The following is an 18,957-nucleotide window of genomic DNA, read 5'->3' on the forward strand; positions in this document are numbered from 1 at the left end:
TTTGGAGAACATTTTCATGCTGATCGCATTCGCGATATTTCTAGTCACCATCGTGTTGGTCATCTGGCAACCCAAAGGCTTGGGGGTCGGCTGGAGCGCATCAATAGGCGCCATCCTGGCCCTGGCTTGCGGCGTCATCAGCCTGGCGGACATCCCCGTGGTGTGGCAGATCATCTGGAACGCCACCGGCACCTTCGTCGCCCTGATCATCATCAGCCTGATCCTCGACGAGGCCGGCTTCTTCGCCTGGGCCGCGCTGCATGTGGCGCGCTGGGGACGTGGCCGTGGCCGCCGACTGTTCGCCTATATGGTGCTGCTGGGGGCCCTGGTCTCGGCACTGTTCGCCAATGACGGCGCGGCCCTGATCCTCACGCCGATTGTCATGTCGATGCTCCTGGCCCTGCGCTTCTCGCCAGCGGCGACCCTCGCATTCGTGATGGGTGCAGGATTTATCGCCGACACCGCCAGCCTGCCGCTGGTGGTGTCCAACCTGGTGAACATCGTCTCGGCGGACTACTTCAAGATCGGCTTCAACGAGTACGCGGCAGTAATGGTGCCGGTCAACCTGGTCAGCGTCGCCGCAACCCTGGCGGTGCTGCTGTGGTTCTTCCGCCGTGATATCCCGCAAAGTTATGATCCCGCCGACCTGCCCGAACCGGCCAGCGCCATTCATGACCCGGCGACTTTCCACGCCGCCTGGTGGGTGCTGGGCATCTTGCTCGTCGGCTGTTTTGCCCTGGAACCGCTGGGCATTCCCATCAGTGCCATCTCGGCCGCCTGCGCCCTGCTTCTGCTGGTGATCGCCGCCAAAGGCCACAAGATCTCCACACGCAAGGTGCTCAAGGAAGCGCCCTGGCAGATCGTGATTTTTTCCCTGGGGATGTACCTGGTGGTGTATGGCCTGCGCAATGCCGGCCTGACCACTTACCTGGCCACCTGGCTCAACACCTTCGCCGATTACGGCGTGTGGGGTGCAGCGCTGGGCACCGGGCTGCTGACGGCGCTGCTGTCTTCGGTGATGAACAACCTGCCGACCGTGCTGATCGGCGCGCTGTCCATCGACGCCAGCCATGCCGTGGGTGTGGTCAAGGACGCGATGATCTACGCCAATGTGATCGGCAGCGACCTGGGGCCGAAAATCACCCCGATCGGCAGCCTGGCGACCTTGCTCTGGCTGCACATTCTGGCGCGCAAAGGCATTCGTATCACCTGGGGGTATTACTTCAAGGTCGGCATCGTCCTGACCCTGCCGGTGCTCTTGATCACCCTGGCCGCGTTGGCCCTGCGCCTAAGCCTTTAACGGAGAGTTGTCATGAAAGTCCTGTTCATCTGCACCGCCAACAGCTGCCGCAGCATCCTCAGCGAAGCCCTGTTCAACCACCTGGCGCCACCAGGGTTCCACGCCGTCAGTTCCGGCAGCGTTCCCAAGGGCCAAGTGCTGCCTCGCACCTTGAGTACATTACAAGCTGCGGGTATCAGCACCGACGGTTTGTACAGCAAAGGCAACGACGCGTTCGAAGGCAACCCGCCAGACATTGTGATCAGCGTGTGCGACAAAGCCGCCCAGGAAGCCTGCCCGGTGTACTTTGGCCCCGCAATCAAGGCGCATTGGGGACTTGAGGATCCATCGGCCCTACACGGCGATGAGGCGCAGATTGACGCCGCCTTCCAGGCCACCCTGCAAATCATCGAAACCCGCTGCCGGGCGCTGTTCGCCATCCCGTTCAGCCGCCTCGATGCGGCACAGATCAAGGCTGAACTGGATCGCATTGGCTCGTTATAAGCGCAGCATGGCATGCCTCGACCTCTGCACTCGTCGATTCAGGCAGCATTAGGCGCGTATGCTTTCACCACCTGCGACCACCCGAGTCCTTCCCATGAGTTCCCTGCACCACGCCTGGCTGGGCCCTTACGAAGTCAGCAGCACCACCTGCAGCGGCCTGACGTTTGCCCGTCATAGCCACGACGAGTGCGTGATTGGCGTCAACCTGATCGGTGAGGAAAAGGTCTGGCTGGACCGCCGCACCTTCGAGGCCGGGCCCGGCAGTATTACCCTGTACAACCCCGGCCAGATCCAGGGCGGCGGTGCTGCCCAGGACGCGCCCTGGCACTTTGTCAGCCTGTACGCCGGGGCCGATCGCCTGGCCGCCGACCTCGGGCTGGCGCACCTGGAGTTCGACCGCGCGCTGTGTTTTGCCCCCGCTTTGGCGGCGCAACTGGCGCAGGCCGCCAAGGGCGCATTAAGCGCCGACCCGCTGGTGCGCGGGCTCAACGAAGAGGCGCTGGTGTTGCTGCTGGCCGAGGTGGTCAGGCTCAGTGGTGTACGCCTGCCGGGAAGTGCCAGCGCGGGCTCACAGTTAGTCGCCCAGGCCCAGGAATTGCTCGCCGCGCAGTTACAGCAGGGCGTGGCCCTGGATGCCCTGGGCGACGAGTTGGGCCTGTCCAAATTCCACGTCTTGCGCACCTTCCAGAAAGAAACCGGCCTGAGTCCGCGCCAATGGGCCATGCAACTGCGCACCCGTCGCGCGCAAGGCCTGTTGCGCAGCGGCCTGGGCGCCGCCGAGGTCGCCCATGACCTGGGTTTTGCCGACCAGAGCCATCTCAATCGGCACTTCCGTGCGGCGTATGGCATCACCCCTGGCCGCTATCAGAGTGCAATCCGGTCCAAGACAGTTCGGCTCCCTCAGCCTCAAACTGACCTGTAGGAGTTAGTGGTTAATTTTGGGGGTGGTGATGTTGACGATCTTTTTTTCCGCGTTGGTGTTCGGCTTTGTGTTTTGCCTGTCCCCCGGCGCCGTGCTGGCGGAAACCCTGCGCCGTGGCCTGTTGCACGGATTCACCCCGGCGCTGCTGGTGCAGATCGGCTCGCTGGTGGGCGACGCGACCTGGGCGGTGATCGGCCTCACCGGCATGGCCCTGTTGATCCAGCACGAAGCGGTGCGCGTGCCGTTGACGGCTGTTTGCGCGCTGTACCTGGCCTGGCTCGGCCTGCGCAGCCTGCTGGATGCCTGGCGCCTGCCGCAACCCGACAGCGCCCCGGCCAGCACAGGGCGCAATGCGCTGATGGTCGGGGCCGCCATCTCCTTGGCCAACCCGAAGAACATTGTGTACTGGGGCGCCTTGGGCAGTGCTCTGTCAGGCATCGTTGGCGCCACCCCGAGCCATGGCCAGACCCTGATGTTCTTCTCAGGTTTTATGCTGGCCTCGATCCTGTCGTGCTTTTTAATCGCGGGATTAGTGAATGTTTTGCGAAAGAACGCCTCGCTAACTTGGCAACGGTTCAGTCACGGTGCATGTGGGTTGGTATTGATCTATCTGGCGTTACTGGCCGCCTATAGTCTTTGAACTTATATATTGAACAGTGCCAATCTGAATGAAGTCTGAACAGGCAACAAACAAGTTGATTAGTGTTTGACATCCACTGCCTGTCTGAGTAGATTGCCCGTGCCTGCAACTCGGGCCTTTTTTCAACCTCACAAAAGAAGCCAATGGACACAGTATCTAGTTGCTGTCCTTCACCCGCGAATGCGGGGGTCGGGCGCCAAACCCAGAGTAATGACGGGACTCGCCTTCCAGGCCGGGTACGCTGCGCTAGAGCTTGATGCTCCAACGTAACTGCCTTGCACCGGCGCCAGTCCGGTCCCGAGGTGTGTTATGAATTTCCAGACCCTTGTTTTACCTGATGTACGCACGCTGGCCTCAGCCCTGCGTGCCAAGCTGTGCCGTGTTGATAGGGGCGTCGCCCCTGTGCGCACGGCCTTTGCCTCCCCTTCCCCGCATATCAGCCAGGCACACCTGCAGGCGCACTGGCGCCTGTGCCCCACCACCGGCCATCTGGTTCAGCAATGGGACCACGCCGACCCTCAAGATCCGCAGAGACGGAGCGTTTCCAGCCTGCTTGCCCAAGCGCGCCTGATGCTGAGCGCTCGCGCGGCATAAGCCGACTGGAAACAGCAACTTCCTGATTATTGGTCAATTAATTAACTGGCGTTCCTTGCGAACTAAGCCAGCCGTAGTTTTCTGCGCGCCCGTTAATTAACTCACCTCTTTAAAGTTATTAGAACTGATCGCAAAAATTGCGAATCGGCATATTTCCGTTCGCCTTAAAGGCAAGTAACGGGTATGTCGACAGGAGTAAAAACCATGAGCGCCGTAAACACTACGCAACGTCCAGACAACAACACCGCCAATTCCAGCAAACTGTCGATGCGCGCCGCCCGCGAAGCGCAAAACGGCCTGGCGGCCACCCTGGCCAACGTCCGGGCGACCAAAGACGGCCTGACCGAACTGGATGCCAGCGCCCGCCTGCAACGCGAAGGCTATAACGAGGTGGCCCACGACAAGCCGCCCCACGCGGTGGTGCAGTTCCTCCAGGCCCTGAACAACCCGTTTATCTATGTGTTGCTGACCCTCGCGGTCATCAGCTTTGTCACCGACTACTGGCTGCCGCTGCGCGCCGGTGAAGAAGTGGACCTGACCAAGGTCATCATCATCATGACCATGGTCGCCCTGAGCAGCCTGCTGCGCTTCTGGCAGGAACACCGTTCGGCCAAATCCGCTGAAACCCTCAAGGCCATGGTGCGCACCACGGCAACCGTGCTGCGCCGTGAGCAGGTCGGCGCCAAGCCCATCCTGCGCGAAGTGCCGATGCGCGATCTGGTGGCCGGCGATATCGTGCAACTGTCGGCTGGCGACATGATTCCGGCCGATGTCCGCCTGATCGAGTCCCGCGATCTGTTTATCAGCCAGGCCGTGCTAACCGGTGAAGCCTTGCCGGTGGAGAAGTACGACACCCTGGGCGACGTCACGCAAAAATCCGCCACCCTCGGCGCCGCCGACCAGAGCAACCTGCTGGACCTGCCCAACATCTGTTTCATGGGCACCAACGTGGTCAGCGGCCGCGCCCAGGCGGTAGTGGTGGCGACCGGGCCACGTACCTATTTCGGTTCGCTGGCCAAGGCCATCGTTGGCTCGCGGGTGCAAACTGCCTTTGACCGTGGGGTAAACAGCGTCAGTTGGCTGCTGATCCGCTTCATGCTGGTGATGGTGCCCATCGTGTTTTTCCTCAATGGTTTTTCCAAGGGCGACTGGGGCGACGCGTTCCTGTTTGCCCTGGCGGTGGCCGTGGGCCTGACCCCGGAAATGCTGCCGATGATCGTCAGCGCCAACCTCGCCAAGGGCGCAAACGCCATGGCCAAGCGCAAAGTGGTGGTCAAGCGCCTGAATGCGATCCAGAACTTCGGTTCGATGGACGTGCTGTGCACCGACAAGACCGGCACCCTGACCCAGGACAAAATCATCCTCGAGCACCACGTCAATGCGTTCGGCCAGCGCGATGACCAGGTGCTGTCCCTGGCCTGGCTCAACAGCCATCACCAAAGCGGCATGAAGAACCTGATGGACCAGGCGGTGCTTGCATTCTCCCAGCACAATCCCAAGTTCCAGGTGCCGTTTGCCTACAGCAAGGTCGATGAACTGCCCTTCGACTTTGTCCGCCGCCGCCTGTCGATTGTGGTCAAGGACAGCCATGGCGATCACCTGCTGGTGTGCAAGGGCGCCGTGGAAGAAATGCTCGATATCGCCACCCATGTGATGGAAGGCACTAGCGCCGTGGCCCTGGATGAGCGGCGTCGTCAGGAGTTGCTGCACACTGCCAGCGAGTTCAACGAAGACGGTTTCCGCGTGTTGGTGGTGGCCACCCGCAACATTCCCAAGGCCCTGGCGCGCCAGCAATACACCCCCGCCGATGAACGCAACCTGGTGATCCACGGTTTCCTGACCTTCCTCGATCCGCCGAAGGAAACCGCCGGCCCGGCCATTGCAGCGCTGCAAGAGATCGGTGTCGCCGTCAAAGTGCTGACCGGCGATAACGCCGTGGTCACCCGCACCATCTGCCGCCAGGTCGGCCTGGAGCCCGGCGAGCCGCTGCTGGGCGTAGACATCGAGGCGATGGACGATGCCACCCTCAAGCAGCAGGTCGAGCAACGCACGGTGTTCGCCAAGCTGACCCCGCTGCAAAAGTCCCGGGTGCTCAAGGCCCTGCAGTCCAACGGTCACACCGTGGGTTTCCTCGGCGACGGGATCAATGATGCGCCAGCCCTGCGCGATGCCGACGTCGGCATCTCGGTGGACAGCGCAACCGATATTGCCAAGGAATCGGCCGATATCATCCTCCTGGAAAAGAGCCTGATGGTCCTCGAAGAAGGCGTGCTCAAAGGCCGCGAGACCTTCGGCAATATCATGAAGTACCTGAACATGACGGCCAGTTCCAACTTCGGCAACGTGTTCTCGGTGCTGGTAGCCAGTGCGTTCATTCCCTTCATGCCGATGCTGGCGATCCACCTGCTCCTGCAAAACCTGATGTACGACATCTCCCAACTGGCCCTGCCGTGGGACAAGATGGACAAGGAGTACCTGGCCAAGCCACGCAAGTGGGACGCGCAGAACATCGGGCGGTTCATGATCTGGATCGGGCCGACCTCGTCGATCTTCGACATCACCACCTTTGCCCTGATGTGGTACGTGTTTTCGGCCAATAGCGTGGAAATGCAGACCCTGTTCCAGTCCGGCTGGTTCGTTGAAGGGCTGCTCTCCCAGACCCTGGTGGTGCACATGCTGCGCACCCGCAAGATCCCGTTCTTCCAGAGCACGGCGGCCTGGCCGGTGTTGCTGATGACCAGCCTGGTGATCGCGCTGGGGATCTATGTGCCGTTCTCGCCCCTGGGCACCATCGTGGGCCTGCAACCGTTGCCTTGGGCGTATTTCCCATGGCTGGTCGGCACCCTGCTCGCCTACTGCTGCGTGGCGCAACTGATGAAGACCCTCTACATCCGCCGCTTCAAGCAGTGGTACTGAGTTTGCGGCGCTAAGCGGGCATGAGCCGTGGCGAACGGGCTTGTTGTGGCGAGCGGGCTTGCCACAACAAGCCCGCTCGCCACAAAAAAACCGCTCGCCACGCCCAATCACTACAGATAACTCGTTCACTTGGAGCATGAGCCCATGCACAAACACTCCCTCTTTTCGGCCTTCACCTGGCTACCGGCGTCGCGGCAACGGGCGCTGCGTCGCAACCTGATCTTTATCGGCACCACCCTGGCCGTCGGCCTGCTGTCCAAGGCCTTTGCCGCAGGCGGTACTTATGTGGTGGACGATGGCGCGATCAACGCCCCTGGCGAATGCAATGTCGACGCCGGCTACACCCGCTCACCCCAGCGCAGCACCCTCTCCGCCGCCTGCACATCCAGTGCATTGCCCAACCTGCAATGGGGCGCTGCCATCGAGGATGACCCCGAGCAGACCCAGCTCAGCCCGCAGCTCAAGGGTTCTTTGTGGGCCTGGCAGGATGCGGGCGTGGAGATCGCCTGGGCGGCGGCGGCGCATATCGCAGTGGACCGCCGGCACCCATTCGACGGCGCAGACCTAGGCGTGCCGCTGACCTGGCAAGCGTTTGAGACGCTGCGCCTGAACCTCAATGCCGGTTGGAGCCATGCCTATGACGATGGCGAACAAAACCGTCGGCTGACCTGGGGCACCGGCCTGGAATACCGCTTGGCGGGCTCGCTGACGCTGCTGGCGGAGCGCTACGGCCAGCAACACGGCGACCAGGCCTGGCAGGCCGGGCCGCGGCTGCATCTGGGGAAGCAGGTGGATGTGGATCTGGTGGTCGGACGCAACCTCACAGGAGATCGCGACCGCTGGCTGACCACGGGGGCTACCCTGCGGTTCTGAACGGGAAATCAAAAGGTAGGCGCAGCCTCGCGCCTACCGGATCTCAGGCCGATTTGGCTTGCTGTTCGAGGTGCAGTTGCAACTCAGGCTCAATGCCCAGCGCACCCGCCAGCTCATCCAGATAGATGCGCTCGGCGTCCTGCTGGTCATCCACTAGCATCACGCTGGCCAGGTAGACCTCTGCGGCTACCGCCGGGTCGCTGGCATATTCGGCAAAATCGTTCGCATCCAATGGCTTGGCGACTTGGTCATCGAGCCATTGCTGCATACCGGGATCGTCGGTGTGGCGCCCAATCTCCTGGGAGATCAACCCCTTCTCTTTTTCGTCGATCCGCCCATCCGCCTTGGCCGCCGCGATCAATGCGCGCAGTACCGCATGGCTGTGGGCCTCGACATCGGCGCCGGAGAGTTGATCAACCGTCTGCAACGCCTGTTGCGGCGCCGAGGCCTGCTGGCGTTGCCAGGCTTGATACGCCTGGAACGCCATCATCCCCAATGAGGCCAAGGCCGCATAATTGGTGCCACCGCTACGTGTCTGGGTCGAACCGCCCGCCTGGGTCCCGCCCAACATGCCGCCCAGGCCACCCAGCAGATCGCCCAGGCCACCACCGCCGGACGCAGAGGGTGCGGAGCCGCCGCCCCGGAGCAAACCACCGAGCAGGCCGCCCAACCCACCGAGCCCTCCCGCGCCGCCCTGGGATGCCGCCGAACCGCCTTGCTGGGACATCGAGGCTTGACCTGCACGTAGCAGTTGTTCCAGTAGAGCACTGGTGTTCATGGTATCGCCCTCCTATGGGCTGTGCGCCAGACAACCAACAATAGTCCCTGCTGCCTATAACGCCAAGATCGGCCAGCAAGCGTGGTTTTGCCGACGGGCCTGCGCCCCAGCAAATCCGCCGCGGGCCTGTCAGGGCTGGGAGAATTCTTCAGATTCGACGCGTCAAGACATGGGGTGAACGCTGGCCAGCGCGTGCGGTCGGAAATATAAGGGCACGGCCTCAACCGGTCTGGCCTTGAGCGCGAGCATCACCCGATTTACGGTGCCGCGTACCCTCACAGAAGGAGACGCTGACATGGTCACTCACTTCAAGGTCGCCGGGCACCTCGCTTGCGGCCATCACGGCAATAACCTGACGTCCACGGTCGAACTGAACCGCGTCAAATGCCGTACCTGCCGTAATACCGACGCCTACAAAGAGGCCCGCCGCAACCAGCGCAATGCATCGCGCCGCGCGGCACGCAAGGCCCGCTCGGGCCAGGCCAGCAATGACTGGCGCAGCGCCTGGACCCAACGCCTGACTGCCCTGCCCGGCCTGCAGCGCCTGCCACGCGGGTTCAGCGGCCAGCCGTTCGTCTAGCTCGCCAATTGCGCCGTATAGCACTGCACTTCCCCATGCAGCCACTCGGAAAACACCCGCTGTTTGCTTTCCGAGCTTTCCCGAGGTGGCCAGGCCAACCAATACGGGTAGGCATACGGCGCGCTGATATCGCACAACTGCACCAGCTCCCCGCGCACGATGGCGTCATGCACTAGGCTACGCCGCTCCAGGGCGATGCCCTGGCCCAGGCGGACTGCTTCCAGTACCAGGTTGGAGTCATTGCTGCACAGGCCTTTGCGTTCGGTGCTCATTTCAATGCCAGCGGCCTGGCACCAGGGCTGCCAGGATTCGTTGCTGTAGATAATCGGGCTGCGCACGATTTGTTCGGGGGTTCGCGGCAATTGCCCGCCGTTGAAGTGGGGCGCCGCGACCACCACCACTTCGTCATGAAACAGCAGTTTTTGCTCCACCCCTTCCCATTCGCCCTTGCCCATGCGGATCGCCATGTCCACCGACTCTTGATGCAAGTTGGTAATGGCCAGGGTGGCTTGCAAGCGAATGCTGATGTGCGGATAAAGGCGCTGGAACGCCGGTAGTCGCGGCAGCAGCCAGGAGCGTCCAAATGAGGGCAACACCGCCACCACCAGCTCATCGCGCTTGGGCTGCGCCTGGATCAAGCGCGTCGCGTCGGCGATATCGCCCAGGGCCTGGCGGATCTGCAACGCATACAGCCGGCCATCTTCACTGATCCGCAGACCGCGCCCCTCGCGCACAAAGAGTGTGAGTCCGACGATTTGCTCCAGCACCTTGATCTGCTGACTGATGGCCGAATGGGTGACATGCAACTCCTTGGCCGCCAGGGTGACGCTACCGAGCCTGGCGGTGGCTTCGAAACTGCGCAGGGAGGTCAAGGGCGGAAAAGCACTCATGTAAGTTTGACTAACCTTTTAAGGTAAAAAATATGGATATTGAAAGGACTTTGGCCGCTATAAAGTAATCCGCAATTAACAATCACACCATCAGGAATGGAGGCTTCATGAAACTGGTTGGCATGCTCGACTCACCTTATGTGCGCCGCGTAGCGATTGCCCTGGATCTGTACGGGGTGGATTTTGAGCAGCAGTCGCTGTCGGTATTCAGCACCTTCGCCGAATTTTCCAGAATCAACCCAGTGGTCAAGGCCCCGACACTGGTGCTCGACGACGGCACGGTGCTGATGGACTCCAGCCTGATCCTGGATTACTTCGAAGCCCTGGCGCCAGCCGATAAAAAGCTACTGCCCCAGACCGCTGCCGCCCGTGCGCGGGACCTGCAAGTGATCGGCCTGGCATTGGCCGCCTGTGACAAGAGCGTGCAGATTTACTACGAACACAACCTGCGGCCCGCAGAAAAACTGCATGAGCCGTGGCTCGAGCGGGTGACCGGGCAACTGCTGGCGGCCTATTCGGGCCTGGAAAAACTGCTGGCCAACGCTCCAGGCCAGTCTTTAAACCAAGCGTCGCTGAGTGTCGCGGTGGCCTGGTCGTTTTCCCAGTACGCCGTGCCCTCGGTGGTCAAGGCCGAGGACTTTCCCAACCTGCAACGCCATGCCCAATTGGCCGAGCAACACCCGGCGTTCGGCAAATACCCTATCGAATAGGCAACAGCGCGGCGCCGATCAACCCCGCCAACCCCAACAGGCATGCCAGGCCAACGCCATAGGCCAGGGTGCGCCAGGGCTGGCGACCGCCCAGGTACATCAAGGTATGCACTACGCGCGCGACGGTGAACAGGCCAAACAGCCAGCCCGTCGCGGCTGCGCTGGTGCCCAGCGCCAGGCACAGGCCGCCGAGAACGAAAAACAGCGGAATGTTTTCCAGGTCATTGGCCCAGGCTTTCGCCGCCCGCCTGACCGGCAGCAGTTCCTGCCCATGGGCCTGGCGCTGGAAGAAACCGGCATCCTCAGGATTGGTGAACGCACGGTGCCTGAGGCGGAAAAAACCCTGGTAACAGGAGATCGCCAGCATCTTGATAAACAGCACCAGCACACAGAAGGCGAACAGATGCAGGGGGCTGTTCATTGCCGATCCCTGGCAAAGCCGTTGACCACGATATACAACAGTGGCCCGACCGAGACGAAGACCGCCGTCAGCAGCCAATAAGGCACCACACTGGCCAGCGAGCGGCCCTTGGCGCGGGCGTCGCGGTACATCCACACACAGGCCAGGGCCGCCATCAGGTACAGGTCGATCACCACCTGGGCGGTGTCGGGCCTGGACAATAGCTCCAGGCCGAACGCCAGCAGTGACTGCTCGGCCCAGAGCAAGGTGCCCAGGGTGTACAAGGAAAACGCCAACAGGCTGGCAAGGGCGATGTAGGGTCTGTGCATAGGGTCCTTCCTCTAATCAGGTAATGGTGAAGCGGGCGACTGTGGCAAGGGGGCTTGTCCCCCTCTCCACAAAAGAGCCTCTCACCGGAGCGAGGGGCTCAATAAGCTGCACATTAGTGATAACGTCGCCAACCTCTCAATGACCTGTGAGGTCATGCCGCCCCACCCAGCCAGAGTCAACCCATGAGTCGCCCACCTTTCCCCCGAGCCACGCCCGATACCGACGCAGGTACGCAACTGCGGTTGCTGCGTCGCCAGGCGAAGTTGAGTCAATTGGAGTTGGCGCTGATCAGCGGTATTTCCCAGCGCCACTTGAGCTGTATCGAGACCGGCCGCGCCAAGGCCAGCCCTGGCACGTTGCACAACCTGCTCAACGCCCTCGATGTGCCACTGGAACACTGCAACAGCCTGTTCCTCGCGGCCGGTTACGCTCCACGCTATGAGGCCACGCCGCTGGCTGCGCCGGCGATGGATGCCATTCGGGATGCCATCAACCATGTGCTGAAGGCCAACAATCCGGCGCCGGCCATCGTGCTGGGCAGCCACTGGGAAGTACTCGCCGCCAACGCCAGCACCCAGATCCTGTTTGATCTGGTGGGCTTGGCGCCTGACGCAGCACAAGGCCTGAACCTGTTGACGACCCTGCTGCAACCGGGTGGCCTGGGCGACCATTTGCTCAATGCCGACGAAATCCGCAACCTCGCCTGGCAACGGGCGGCCCGTGAAGCATTGGGCAACCCGGCCCTGGCCACGCTGCTGGAAAGCCTGCCGGTGCCGCAAGGCTCGACAGCACTGACCGATGAGTTGCCGCCGCTGGTGCTGACACGCATCAACTCGCGGCAGGGCCAGTTGGACTTCATGTCCACCTTCACCACCTTCGGCATGCCCCAGGACATCACCGTTACCTCATTGCGCATCGAGCATCTGATCCCGGCCAACCCCCACACCTGGCACGTCATGACCGCCGCCTACGAGCATTCTCTAACCTTGTAAAAGCGGGGTTTCAGTACAGGCATCCGCTGCGGATACACCGCTTTCGCGAGCAAGCCCGCTCCCACAGGGGATCTCTGCCGGGCGCAGAATTTTTGCCACACCACACACTCAGGCAATCAGAACTTGGTCACCACCCCCATGCGCAACGTACGCCCCGGCGCCGGCATGAAGCTCTGGGCCAGCGGGTCCAGGTAATAGCGGTCCGTCAGGTTCTGCAGCGACAGATTAACGTTGGTGTGATCCTGCCATTTGTAGTTGAGGAACAGATCAAACAGCGCCACCTCGCGGTAGACCAACTGCGGCGTGGTGGCACCGGTTTGCCAGTTTTTGTCGGCTGTGACCGTCGGCCCAGAGGTGTAAGTCAACCGTCCGCCAACGGTCAACGTCTGGTCAAAGAAGCGCAACCCCGTGGTCAGGTTGCCGGAAGTCCGTGGGGGGTTCTGTGTATTGGTGTATGAGCCCATGAAACTGCCCGGCGTGCAATTGGGCGTGGCGCTCAGGTCATTCCAGCGAGTGCTGCTGGCGCGCAGGCGTGCGGCGAAAACCGAATCACAGGTCTCGGTCTTCAGATAGTAGGTCGCGGACAGGTCGGCAAATACCCGTCCGGCGTCGTAGTTCGATTGCAGTTCCAGGCCGCTGGTCTTGAAGCTGTCGGTGTTGCTGAAGTTCATCAGGCCATTCTTGCCGGGGCTTGGGTCGTAGTAGCGGGTGATGTAGTTCTTGATGTTGTTATTGAAGTACACCAGCTTGATCGCCGCCGAGTCGTTGTCGGCCAACAGGCCTTTTTGCAGGGTGCTCGCGCCGATTTCCCAGTTACTGGAGCGCTCGGGCTTGAGCCCTTTGCCGGGCAGGGTCTGCAAAGTGCCCAGGCTGCTTTCGAACAACGAGGGCATGCGCAGTCCTTGGGTGTAAGAGGCATAGAGGAAGGTATCTGGCGCCACTTCGAAATTGACGCCAAAGGCCGGAGAAAATGCACTGGCGCTGTCACTTTGCTTCTTAGCGTACGTATAACCGGTGACCACCTCTCCTACACTCGCCGGGAAGACTCGCGTGCCCGAGCCGCCATAGTCGTTGTACGGTGTGCCTTCGAACGGATGGTTGGTGTTACTGAAGACAATCCCGTTGTTCAACCGTGGGTCGGTGGCATCGGTGTATTGCCCGTGCTCGTCGGGGAACCACATCATGAAATCGTAGTGTCCCGGCTTGATGACGTTCACATAGCGCGCCTCACGCTCCTCACGCTGGGCGGTGGCGTGCGGCACATGGTCCTTGGTGCTGTAGTAGGTATAGCGCCCACCACCCCACACCGTCAGTTCTTCAACCGGCTTGTACTCCAGCTTACCGTTGAGGCTGAACTCCTTGCGCGAACCGTCACGCAGGCTGCGGTTGGCGTTGATATCGTGCTGCGTGGTGACCACGCTCTTTTGCGGTTGCAGTTCCTCGAGCTGGAACGAGCCACCCAGGTCCAGTTTGAAATCGCCGTATTGCGTGTCAAATCGCGAGGTATTGGCCAGGTCCCCACCGATGCGCCGGTCGGCTTGGCGGGTCCAGTTGCGATCCGAGCGATAGGCCTGGGATTTGGGCGCCATTACCGAGGTCAACTGGCTGGTCTGGGCATCGGTCATCCATAGGCTGGTCGTCAGGTCCACCAGCATATTGCCCGTGGGCAGGTAGTGATAGCGGGCGGTGTAGGTGTCGATCTTGGTGCGACCGCGCGGGTATTGGTAGATGCCGCCGGTGCCGAAACGGAAGATGTCCGACGGCATGATCTCGCCTATACGCCCGTCGTATTGGCTGTAGCCGAAGTCGAAGGTGTGGTCGTCGGCCGGTCGCAGGGTGGTCTTGAGCAGGATCGATTCGGTCTCTGCCGAGGAGTTGAGCACTTCTTCACCGGCGTTGTAGGTGGTGGCCACCGTCATGTCCTCACGGCCATAGCGGTCAAAGGTGCGGTAGCGGTCCTGGCCGTGCTTGCCGGAGAAGTAGTTGCCCTGGTTGCGATGGGCGTAGGCCGCCACCACGTCGAACAGATCGTGGGTATAGGCAAACGCCGCACTGCCCGACTCCGAATCGGAACCGAACAAGCCGCCACGGTTCTGGTGCGGCTCGGCGTACAGGCTGTCGCTGGTCGAGTGGCTGCTGCGCGAGGCAGGCTCCACGCCGTTGTTCCACAAGTCGCCCTTGAGGCGCAGGCCCACGTTCTTGCCATCACGCAGGATGTCATCGACACCCAGGGTGCGAATCGCCACCGTGCCGCCGATGGCGCTGGAGGTCAGGCTGGGGCCCTTGTCGATGGCCACATCGCTGATCAGGTCGGGGTCGATGTAACTACGCTGTTGCGTGCCCGCATAACCGCGATAGACATCCAGCGCCTGTTGCGAGCCATCAACCGTGACCGCCACCCGGCTTTGCCCCTGGATCCCACGGATGTTCACATCCAGGCCACCGCCATTGCGGCTGTCACCCACCTGCACTCCAGGCTGGCCCTTGAGCAGGTCGCCGGGGGAGATCACGCCAAAGCGCTGCACTTCTTCCGGGGAGATGTAAACGGACGAACGTGGCGCGGAGTAGACGGCTTTCTTCTGCAGGTCTTCGCCCGTGACTTTCTGCGACGGCAGCACCACCGCGCTGGTCGTCGGGTGCAATTCAAAGCTGCCATCGGCCTGGCGCTGAAAACTCAGGCCGGTGCCTGCCAGCAACTGCGCCAGGCCCGCTTCGGTGCTGAAATCGCCGTGCAGGCCGTTGCTGCGCTTGCCCGCCGTCAGGGTCGAACTGCCCGCCATGCTGATGCCCGCCTGCACGCCGAAACGCGAGAGCGCCTGGTCCAAGGGACCGGCGTCGATGCTATAGGGCTGACGCTCGGCCTGGGCGAAAACCGCGGTGCTGTACAACGGTTGCAGGCTGAGTAGCAACAGACCCAATGTGCGGGTGCGCAAGACACTTGCGGGAGAAATCATGCAGGGCTCCTAGAGGTGAAGGCCCACCTGTTTCGGTGGGTTATTCCTATAGGCCAAGCGAGTTTTGAAAAACTACGGGGGGAACGTAAAAAAATTTTCAGACCGGCACCACATTCACCCAATAGCGGGTACGACGCTCGATACGCACCGGCAGCGCATGGGCCACCAACGCCAGCGCGGCATCGGTGTCGTCCAACTGGAAGCTGCCGGTCACCCGTAACGCAGCGACCTGCTCGCTGCAGCGCAAGACGCCCGGCCGGTAACGGGAAAGTTCAGCCAACAGCACATCCAGGCGCATGCGCTCGGCAGGCAGAATCCCGCGCAGCCAGGCCTGGGCCAGCAACCCGTCGGTCTGGCGTGGCGCGTCCACACCCTGGCGATCCACCCGGGTCTGCCACCCCGCCGCCACAGCGACCGGTGACGGGTTGCGCGGCGAACTCACGTCGACCAGGCCGCGCAATACGGTAATCCACGTGCCCTGCTGATCGTGGCGCACCAGCAGATTGGCCTCCCGGCTGCTCAGGAGCGCATCCGGCGTGACCAGTTGCAGCGGGCGCGATTCGACCTGTGCGTCCAGCGCCACCTCGCCCTCGATCAACTGCACGCTGCGCAGGTTTGCGCTGAAGTCCAGGCTGACGGCGCTGGCGGTGTTCAACCACAGCGAACTGCCATCGGCCAGGCTCCAGCGACGGCGCTCACCGGTCGCTGTGCGGTACGTGGCAAACGCTGCGCGCACCAGCGTTGAATCGGCGCCCTGCCAGGACAGACCACCCAACAGCCCCAGCCCCAACAAGCACTTGAGCACTTGCCGGCGCCGCAGCGGATCAGCTCCGGCAGCTTCCAATGCCCGCCGCGCGGTGGCATCCGCCAACAGGTTGGCGCCGGGCTGCAGCGTCAGCGGCAAGCTGGCGACGCGTTGCCAGGCGTATTCGTGCTCGGCGCTCGCCAGGCGCCATTGCTGCAACGCCTGATGATCGGCCGGGCTCATCATTCCGGACTCAAACCTGACGATCCAATCGATGGCCGTTTCGCGGATTTTCGGCGCAACCGCAGCGCCCTTCATTCAAAACGGCTCGCGTAGCACACGCTGAAAGCCTTACCCATCGCCCGCTGTACCTGGGCCACACTCAAGCTCAATTGCGTGGCGATCTGCGGGTACGTCAGGCCATCGAGCTGGGACAAAAAGAAAATCTTGCGCACCTGCATCGACAAGCCCACCAGCAGCGAGTCGAGTTGCAGCAGGGTTTCGATCATCAGGTAACGGGTTTCGGGGGACGGTTCCTCGCCTTCGGGACGTGCGGCGAGCGCCTCGAGGTAGGCTCGCTCAATAGCCTGGCGACGCCAGCGGTTGATCAGCAAGCCATTGGCAATCGCGGCAAGAAATGCCATGGGCTGGCGCAACTCCCGCACATCCTGCTGCGTGCGCAACACGCGGATGAAGGTGTCGTGCGCCAGGTCCTCGGCATCGGCGCAGTGCCCCAGGCGACGCTGCAACCAGCCGCGCAGCCAGGGGTGATGACGGGTGTAGAGTTGTTCGACGGGCGAGACGAGACTGTCGTCGTACATGTCAGGTCCAATGAGCGGTAATGATAATACTTCTCATTTTAGTGGTTGAACCTGACGCTTGTACAGCGCCCGCTGCTACCACTGTTGCAGCTAGCCATCAGCCTATGGCCCGGTGGCTGGAGCAGGCAAGCGGATGCCGCGCTGCACGGCCGGGCGCAGGTTGACCCGCTCATACCACGCGCTCAGGTGGCGGTACTGACTGAAATCGAAGGCAATCACCCGGGCAATGTGCATCCAGCCAAAGGTAGCGATATCCGCGATGGAATAGGCCTGGCCCGCCAACCACAGGTTGGCGGCCAATTGTTGGTCGAGGGTGGCAAAGGCCGCTTCGGTCAGTTGCCGATAACGCTGGATTGCCGTGGCGTTGGCGCTGTCGTCGAACAGTTCGAAATGCACGCGCTGGCCCAACAACGGCCCCACGCTTGAGCTGTGAAACATCAGCCAGGTAATCGCCGCCCAATGCGCCGGGCCGGCCTCGGGCAACAGTTGCCCGCTCTTTTGCGCCAGGTACAGCAAGATTGCAGCGGATTCGAACAGGGTGATGCCAGCGCCGCGATCAACCAGCACCGGAATCCGCCCATGGGGATTGAGCGCCAGAAAGTCGGGGTGACGATGCTCGTCGTGATCGATCTGGACATGACGCAGGGTGTAGGCCAGGCCCATTTCTTCAAGGGCAATGGTGATCTTGAAACCATTGGGCGAGCTGTCGGTGTAAAGCACCAGATCAGGGCTGTGCATGGCCGGTTTACCTCAGTCAAGCTAACTACGGCGAAATTGCTTGAACGCCATACTAGGGAGGTAAAAGCGGGCGTGGAAACGATACGTTCTTAACCACTGCTTTAGATTTTCTAAACCCACCCTGTGGGAGCGGGCTTGCTCGCAAAAGCGGTGAATCAGTCGCTGGATGTGTTGAATGACACACCGCATTCGCGAGCAAGCTCGCTCCTACATAAAGCAATACCGCGTTCCTTCCCACAGCACTATTTTTCCCACGCGGCCTTGGGAATCAACAAGCCGTGGTTGCCGTTGTACGCGGCGCGCGCCGGCGATTGCCAGCCCTGCAGCAACGCCTCGTCGAGCCGGTAGACTTCCACCCCCAGCGGGCGGCACACCGTCAGCGGATCCTGGGCATCCGGGCCCCACATCGGCAGCGACAGGTCGCCGCCCGGGCAGGTGGACAGCGCACACAGCAAGTCGATCTCGGCGAAAAACTCCAGGTAATCGCCTCGCTTGGCCGGGCATGCCTTCATGAAGTACATGTCGTCGTGATTCAGGCCGGTGCACTGGAAGATATTCAACACGTCGTGCACATCAAACTCGGTCAGGCCATGGGGCAACACGGCGCGGGTCAGGTTGGAGTGGCAATGATGGTGGAAGTCCTCACCAGTGAGCATCTTGTTCACGTAGGGATCGCAGCGCGTGCCGAGCAGATCGTGCAAACGCCCGCCGTGCTCGTCGATGCCGTAACCGGCCAGGCTGTCGTCGGTGATAGTGACCATCGGCCGCAAGAACGGCAGGTTCGACCACAGGCGGTCATAGGTGCTGACATGGGCGCCTTGCAACTGGCGGGTGCGGGCGGCCCACATGCGCTCGCGCGGATCGTTGGCATTCCACACGTTGAAGTCGCCGACCTGCGGGCCGACCGGGGTGGTCACGCGAAACACATGGCCGGCCGGTACTTTCCAGGCGCGACCGGTTCGGATCGGTACTTCGAACTGCTCGACCAGGGTGCGCCCTGCCCCGCCCTCGCGCACACGATCATAAAACGCCTGGTCGACCTGCAAGGCTGCACCTTTGCTGACTTGATAGGCGGCGGGATAGTCCTTGTACATAGCGCGGTCCTCGTTGGCAGGGTTTGGCAAAACCATACAACGGGGCGGGCGTGACTTGAAGAGCACACACAAACCAATGTGGGAGATTCTATGTTGCAGGTAAACCCTGCAACCTTAAGTTCGGTTGGTATTCGCTCTGGTTTTTCATCAGCGCGAATGCCACCCGGCAGAGCTTGCGGGCGAGGATTACCAGGGCT

General features: G+C 61.8%; 19 protein-coding genes and 1 pseudogene. 10 read left to right on the forward strand and 10 right to left on the reverse strand.

Features of this window, described 5'->3' with window-relative positions; all coding sequences use genetic code 11:
- Positions 1-16: 16 nt before the first annotated feature.
- The 7 genes from HBO09_RS21835 (at position 17) to HBO09_RS21865 (ending at position 7,728) form a co-directional block, all read left to right on the forward strand.
- On the forward strand, positions 17-1,300 hold the full coding sequence (locus tag HBO09_RS21835; RefSeq protein ID WP_169997141.1) for an arsenic transporter: 1,284 nt from the start codon (positions 17-19) through the stop codon (positions 1,298-1,300).
- A 12-nt stretch (positions 1,301-1,312) separates the two neighbouring features.
- Complete coding sequence (locus HBO09_RS21840; protein ID WP_169997144.1) at positions 1,313-1,783, forward strand: arsenate reductase ArsC; 471 nt, start codon at positions 1,313-1,315, stop codon at positions 1,781-1,783.
- A 94-nt stretch (positions 1,784-1,877) separates the two neighbouring features.
- Positions 1,878-2,705: an AraC family transcriptional regulator gene (locus HBO09_RS21845; protein WP_169997147.1), complete on the forward strand. Its 828-nt coding sequence runs from the start codon at positions 1,878-1,880 to the stop codon at positions 2,703-2,705.
- A gap of 28 nt (positions 2,706-2,733) precedes the next feature.
- Complete coding sequence (locus HBO09_RS21850) at positions 2,734-3,345, forward strand: LysE family transporter (RefSeq protein WP_169997150.1); 612 nt, start codon at positions 2,734-2,736, stop codon at positions 3,343-3,345.
- Positions 3,346-3,654: 309 nt separating this feature from the next.
- Complete coding sequence (locus HBO09_RS21855; RefSeq protein WP_169997152.1) at positions 3,655-3,939, forward strand: hypothetical protein; 285 nt, start codon at positions 3,655-3,657, stop codon at positions 3,937-3,939.
- Positions 3,940-4,143: 204 nt separating this feature from the next.
- Positions 4,144-6,855, forward strand: a complete 2,712-nt coding sequence (gene mgtA / locus HBO09_RS21860; protein WP_169997163.1) for a magnesium-translocating P-type ATPase — start codon at positions 4,144-4,146, stop codon at positions 6,853-6,855.
- A 144-nt stretch (positions 6,856-6,999) separates the two neighbouring features.
- Positions 7,000-7,728, forward strand: coding sequence for a hypothetical protein (locus HBO09_RS21865; RefSeq protein ID WP_169997165.1), 729 nt, complete (start codon positions 7,000-7,002; stop codon positions 7,726-7,728).
- Positions 7,729-7,771: 43 nt separating this feature from the next.
- Here the strand turns inward: HBO09_RS21865 and HBO09_RS21870 are convergent, their stop codons facing one another.
- The gene (locus HBO09_RS21870; RefSeq protein WP_169997167.1) at positions 7,772-8,506 is read right to left on the reverse strand and encodes a tellurite resistance TerB family protein; all 735 of its coding nucleotides are present in this window, start codon (positions 8,504-8,506) and stop codon (positions 7,772-7,774) included.
- Positions 8,507-8,801: 295 nt separating this feature from the next.
- On the opposite strand from HBO09_RS21870, the gene HBO09_RS21875 reads away from it, so the two are divergent.
- On the forward strand, positions 8,802-9,086 hold the full coding sequence (locus HBO09_RS21875; RefSeq protein ID WP_029294579.1) for a hypothetical protein: 285 nt from the start codon (positions 8,802-8,804) through the stop codon (positions 9,084-9,086).
- Here the strand turns inward: HBO09_RS21875 and HBO09_RS21880 are convergent.
- Entirely contained in the window at positions 9,083-9,976 is an 894-nt protein-coding gene (locus tag HBO09_RS21880) for a LysR substrate-binding domain-containing protein (protein ID WP_169997169.1), read from the reverse strand. The two genes, HBO09_RS21875 and HBO09_RS21880, sit on opposite strands and share 4 nt — an antisense overlap.
- Before the next feature lie 107 nt (positions 9,977-10,083).
- Between HBO09_RS21880 and HBO09_RS21885 the strand changes: the two genes are divergently transcribed.
- Positions 10,084-10,686 (forward strand): glutathione S-transferase, encoded by a 603-nt coding sequence (locus tag HBO09_RS21885; protein ID WP_169997171.1) that lies wholly within the window; start codon positions 10,084-10,086, stop codon positions 10,684-10,686.
- On the opposite strand, the gene HBO09_RS21890 is transcribed toward HBO09_RS21885, so the two are convergent.
- The gene (locus HBO09_RS21890; RefSeq protein WP_169997173.1) at positions 10,676-11,107 is read right to left on the reverse strand and encodes an MAPEG family protein; all 432 of its coding nucleotides are present in this window, start codon (positions 11,105-11,107) and stop codon (positions 10,676-10,678) included. The genes HBO09_RS21885 and HBO09_RS21890 overlap by 11 nt on opposite strands.
- Positions 11,104-11,415 carry a DUF2834 domain-containing protein gene (locus HBO09_RS21895; RefSeq protein WP_169997175.1) on the reverse strand — a complete coding sequence of 104 codons (312 nt, stop codon included), beginning with the start codon at positions 11,413-11,415 and terminating at the stop codon, positions 11,104-11,106. The genes HBO09_RS21890 and HBO09_RS21895 overlap by 4 nt, the downstream gene beginning before the upstream one ends.
- 183 nt (positions 11,416-11,598) lie before the next feature.
- Here HBO09_RS21895 and HBO09_RS21900 point away from each other — a divergent pair, with 183 nt between their 5' ends.
- On the forward strand, positions 11,599-12,408 hold the full coding sequence (locus tag HBO09_RS21900) for a helix-turn-helix domain-containing protein (RefSeq protein ID WP_169997177.1): 810 nt from the start codon (positions 11,599-11,601) through the stop codon (positions 12,406-12,408).
- A gap of 116 nt (positions 12,409-12,524) precedes the next feature.
- Here the strand turns inward: HBO09_RS21900 and HBO09_RS21905 are convergent, their stop codons facing one another.
- From HBO09_RS21905 to HBO09_RS28675, 6 genes and pseudogenes are all read right to left on the reverse strand, one after another.
- Entirely contained in the window at positions 12,525-15,362 is a 2,838-nt protein-coding gene (locus HBO09_RS21905) for a TonB-dependent receptor (protein WP_169997179.1), read from the reverse strand.
- A 97-nt stretch (positions 15,363-15,459) separates the two neighbouring features.
- Positions 15,460-16,425 (reverse strand): FecR domain-containing protein, encoded by a 966-nt coding sequence (locus HBO09_RS21910; RefSeq protein ID WP_169997181.1) that lies wholly within the window; start codon positions 16,423-16,425, stop codon positions 15,460-15,462.
- Positions 16,422-16,928, reverse strand: a complete 507-nt coding sequence (locus HBO09_RS21915) for a sigma-70 family RNA polymerase sigma factor (protein ID WP_169997183.1) — start codon at positions 16,926-16,928, stop codon at positions 16,422-16,424. The genes HBO09_RS21910 and HBO09_RS21915 overlap by 4 nt, the downstream gene beginning before the upstream one ends.
- 102 nt (positions 16,929-17,030) lie before the next feature.
- On the reverse strand, positions 17,031-17,666 hold the full coding sequence (locus HBO09_RS21920) for a glutathione S-transferase family protein (RefSeq protein WP_169997185.1): 636 nt from the start codon (positions 17,664-17,666) through the stop codon (positions 17,031-17,033).
- Positions 17,667-17,908: 242 nt separating this feature from the next.
- On the reverse strand, positions 17,909-18,760 hold the full coding sequence (locus HBO09_RS21925) for a DUF1989 domain-containing protein (protein WP_169997187.1): 852 nt from the start codon (positions 18,758-18,760) through the stop codon (positions 17,909-17,911).
- Between the two features lie 88 nt (positions 18,761-18,848).
- Positions 18,849-18,957, reverse strand: a pseudogene (locus HBO09_RS28675) (IS110 family transposase); the annotation flags it as partial.

Source organism: Pseudomonas sp. WS 5027 (genome assembly GCF_012985695.1).
In the GTDB taxonomy this organism is placed as follows: domain Bacteria; phylum Pseudomonadota; class Gammaproteobacteria; order Pseudomonadales; family Pseudomonadaceae; genus Aquipseudomonas; species Aquipseudomonas hygromyciniae.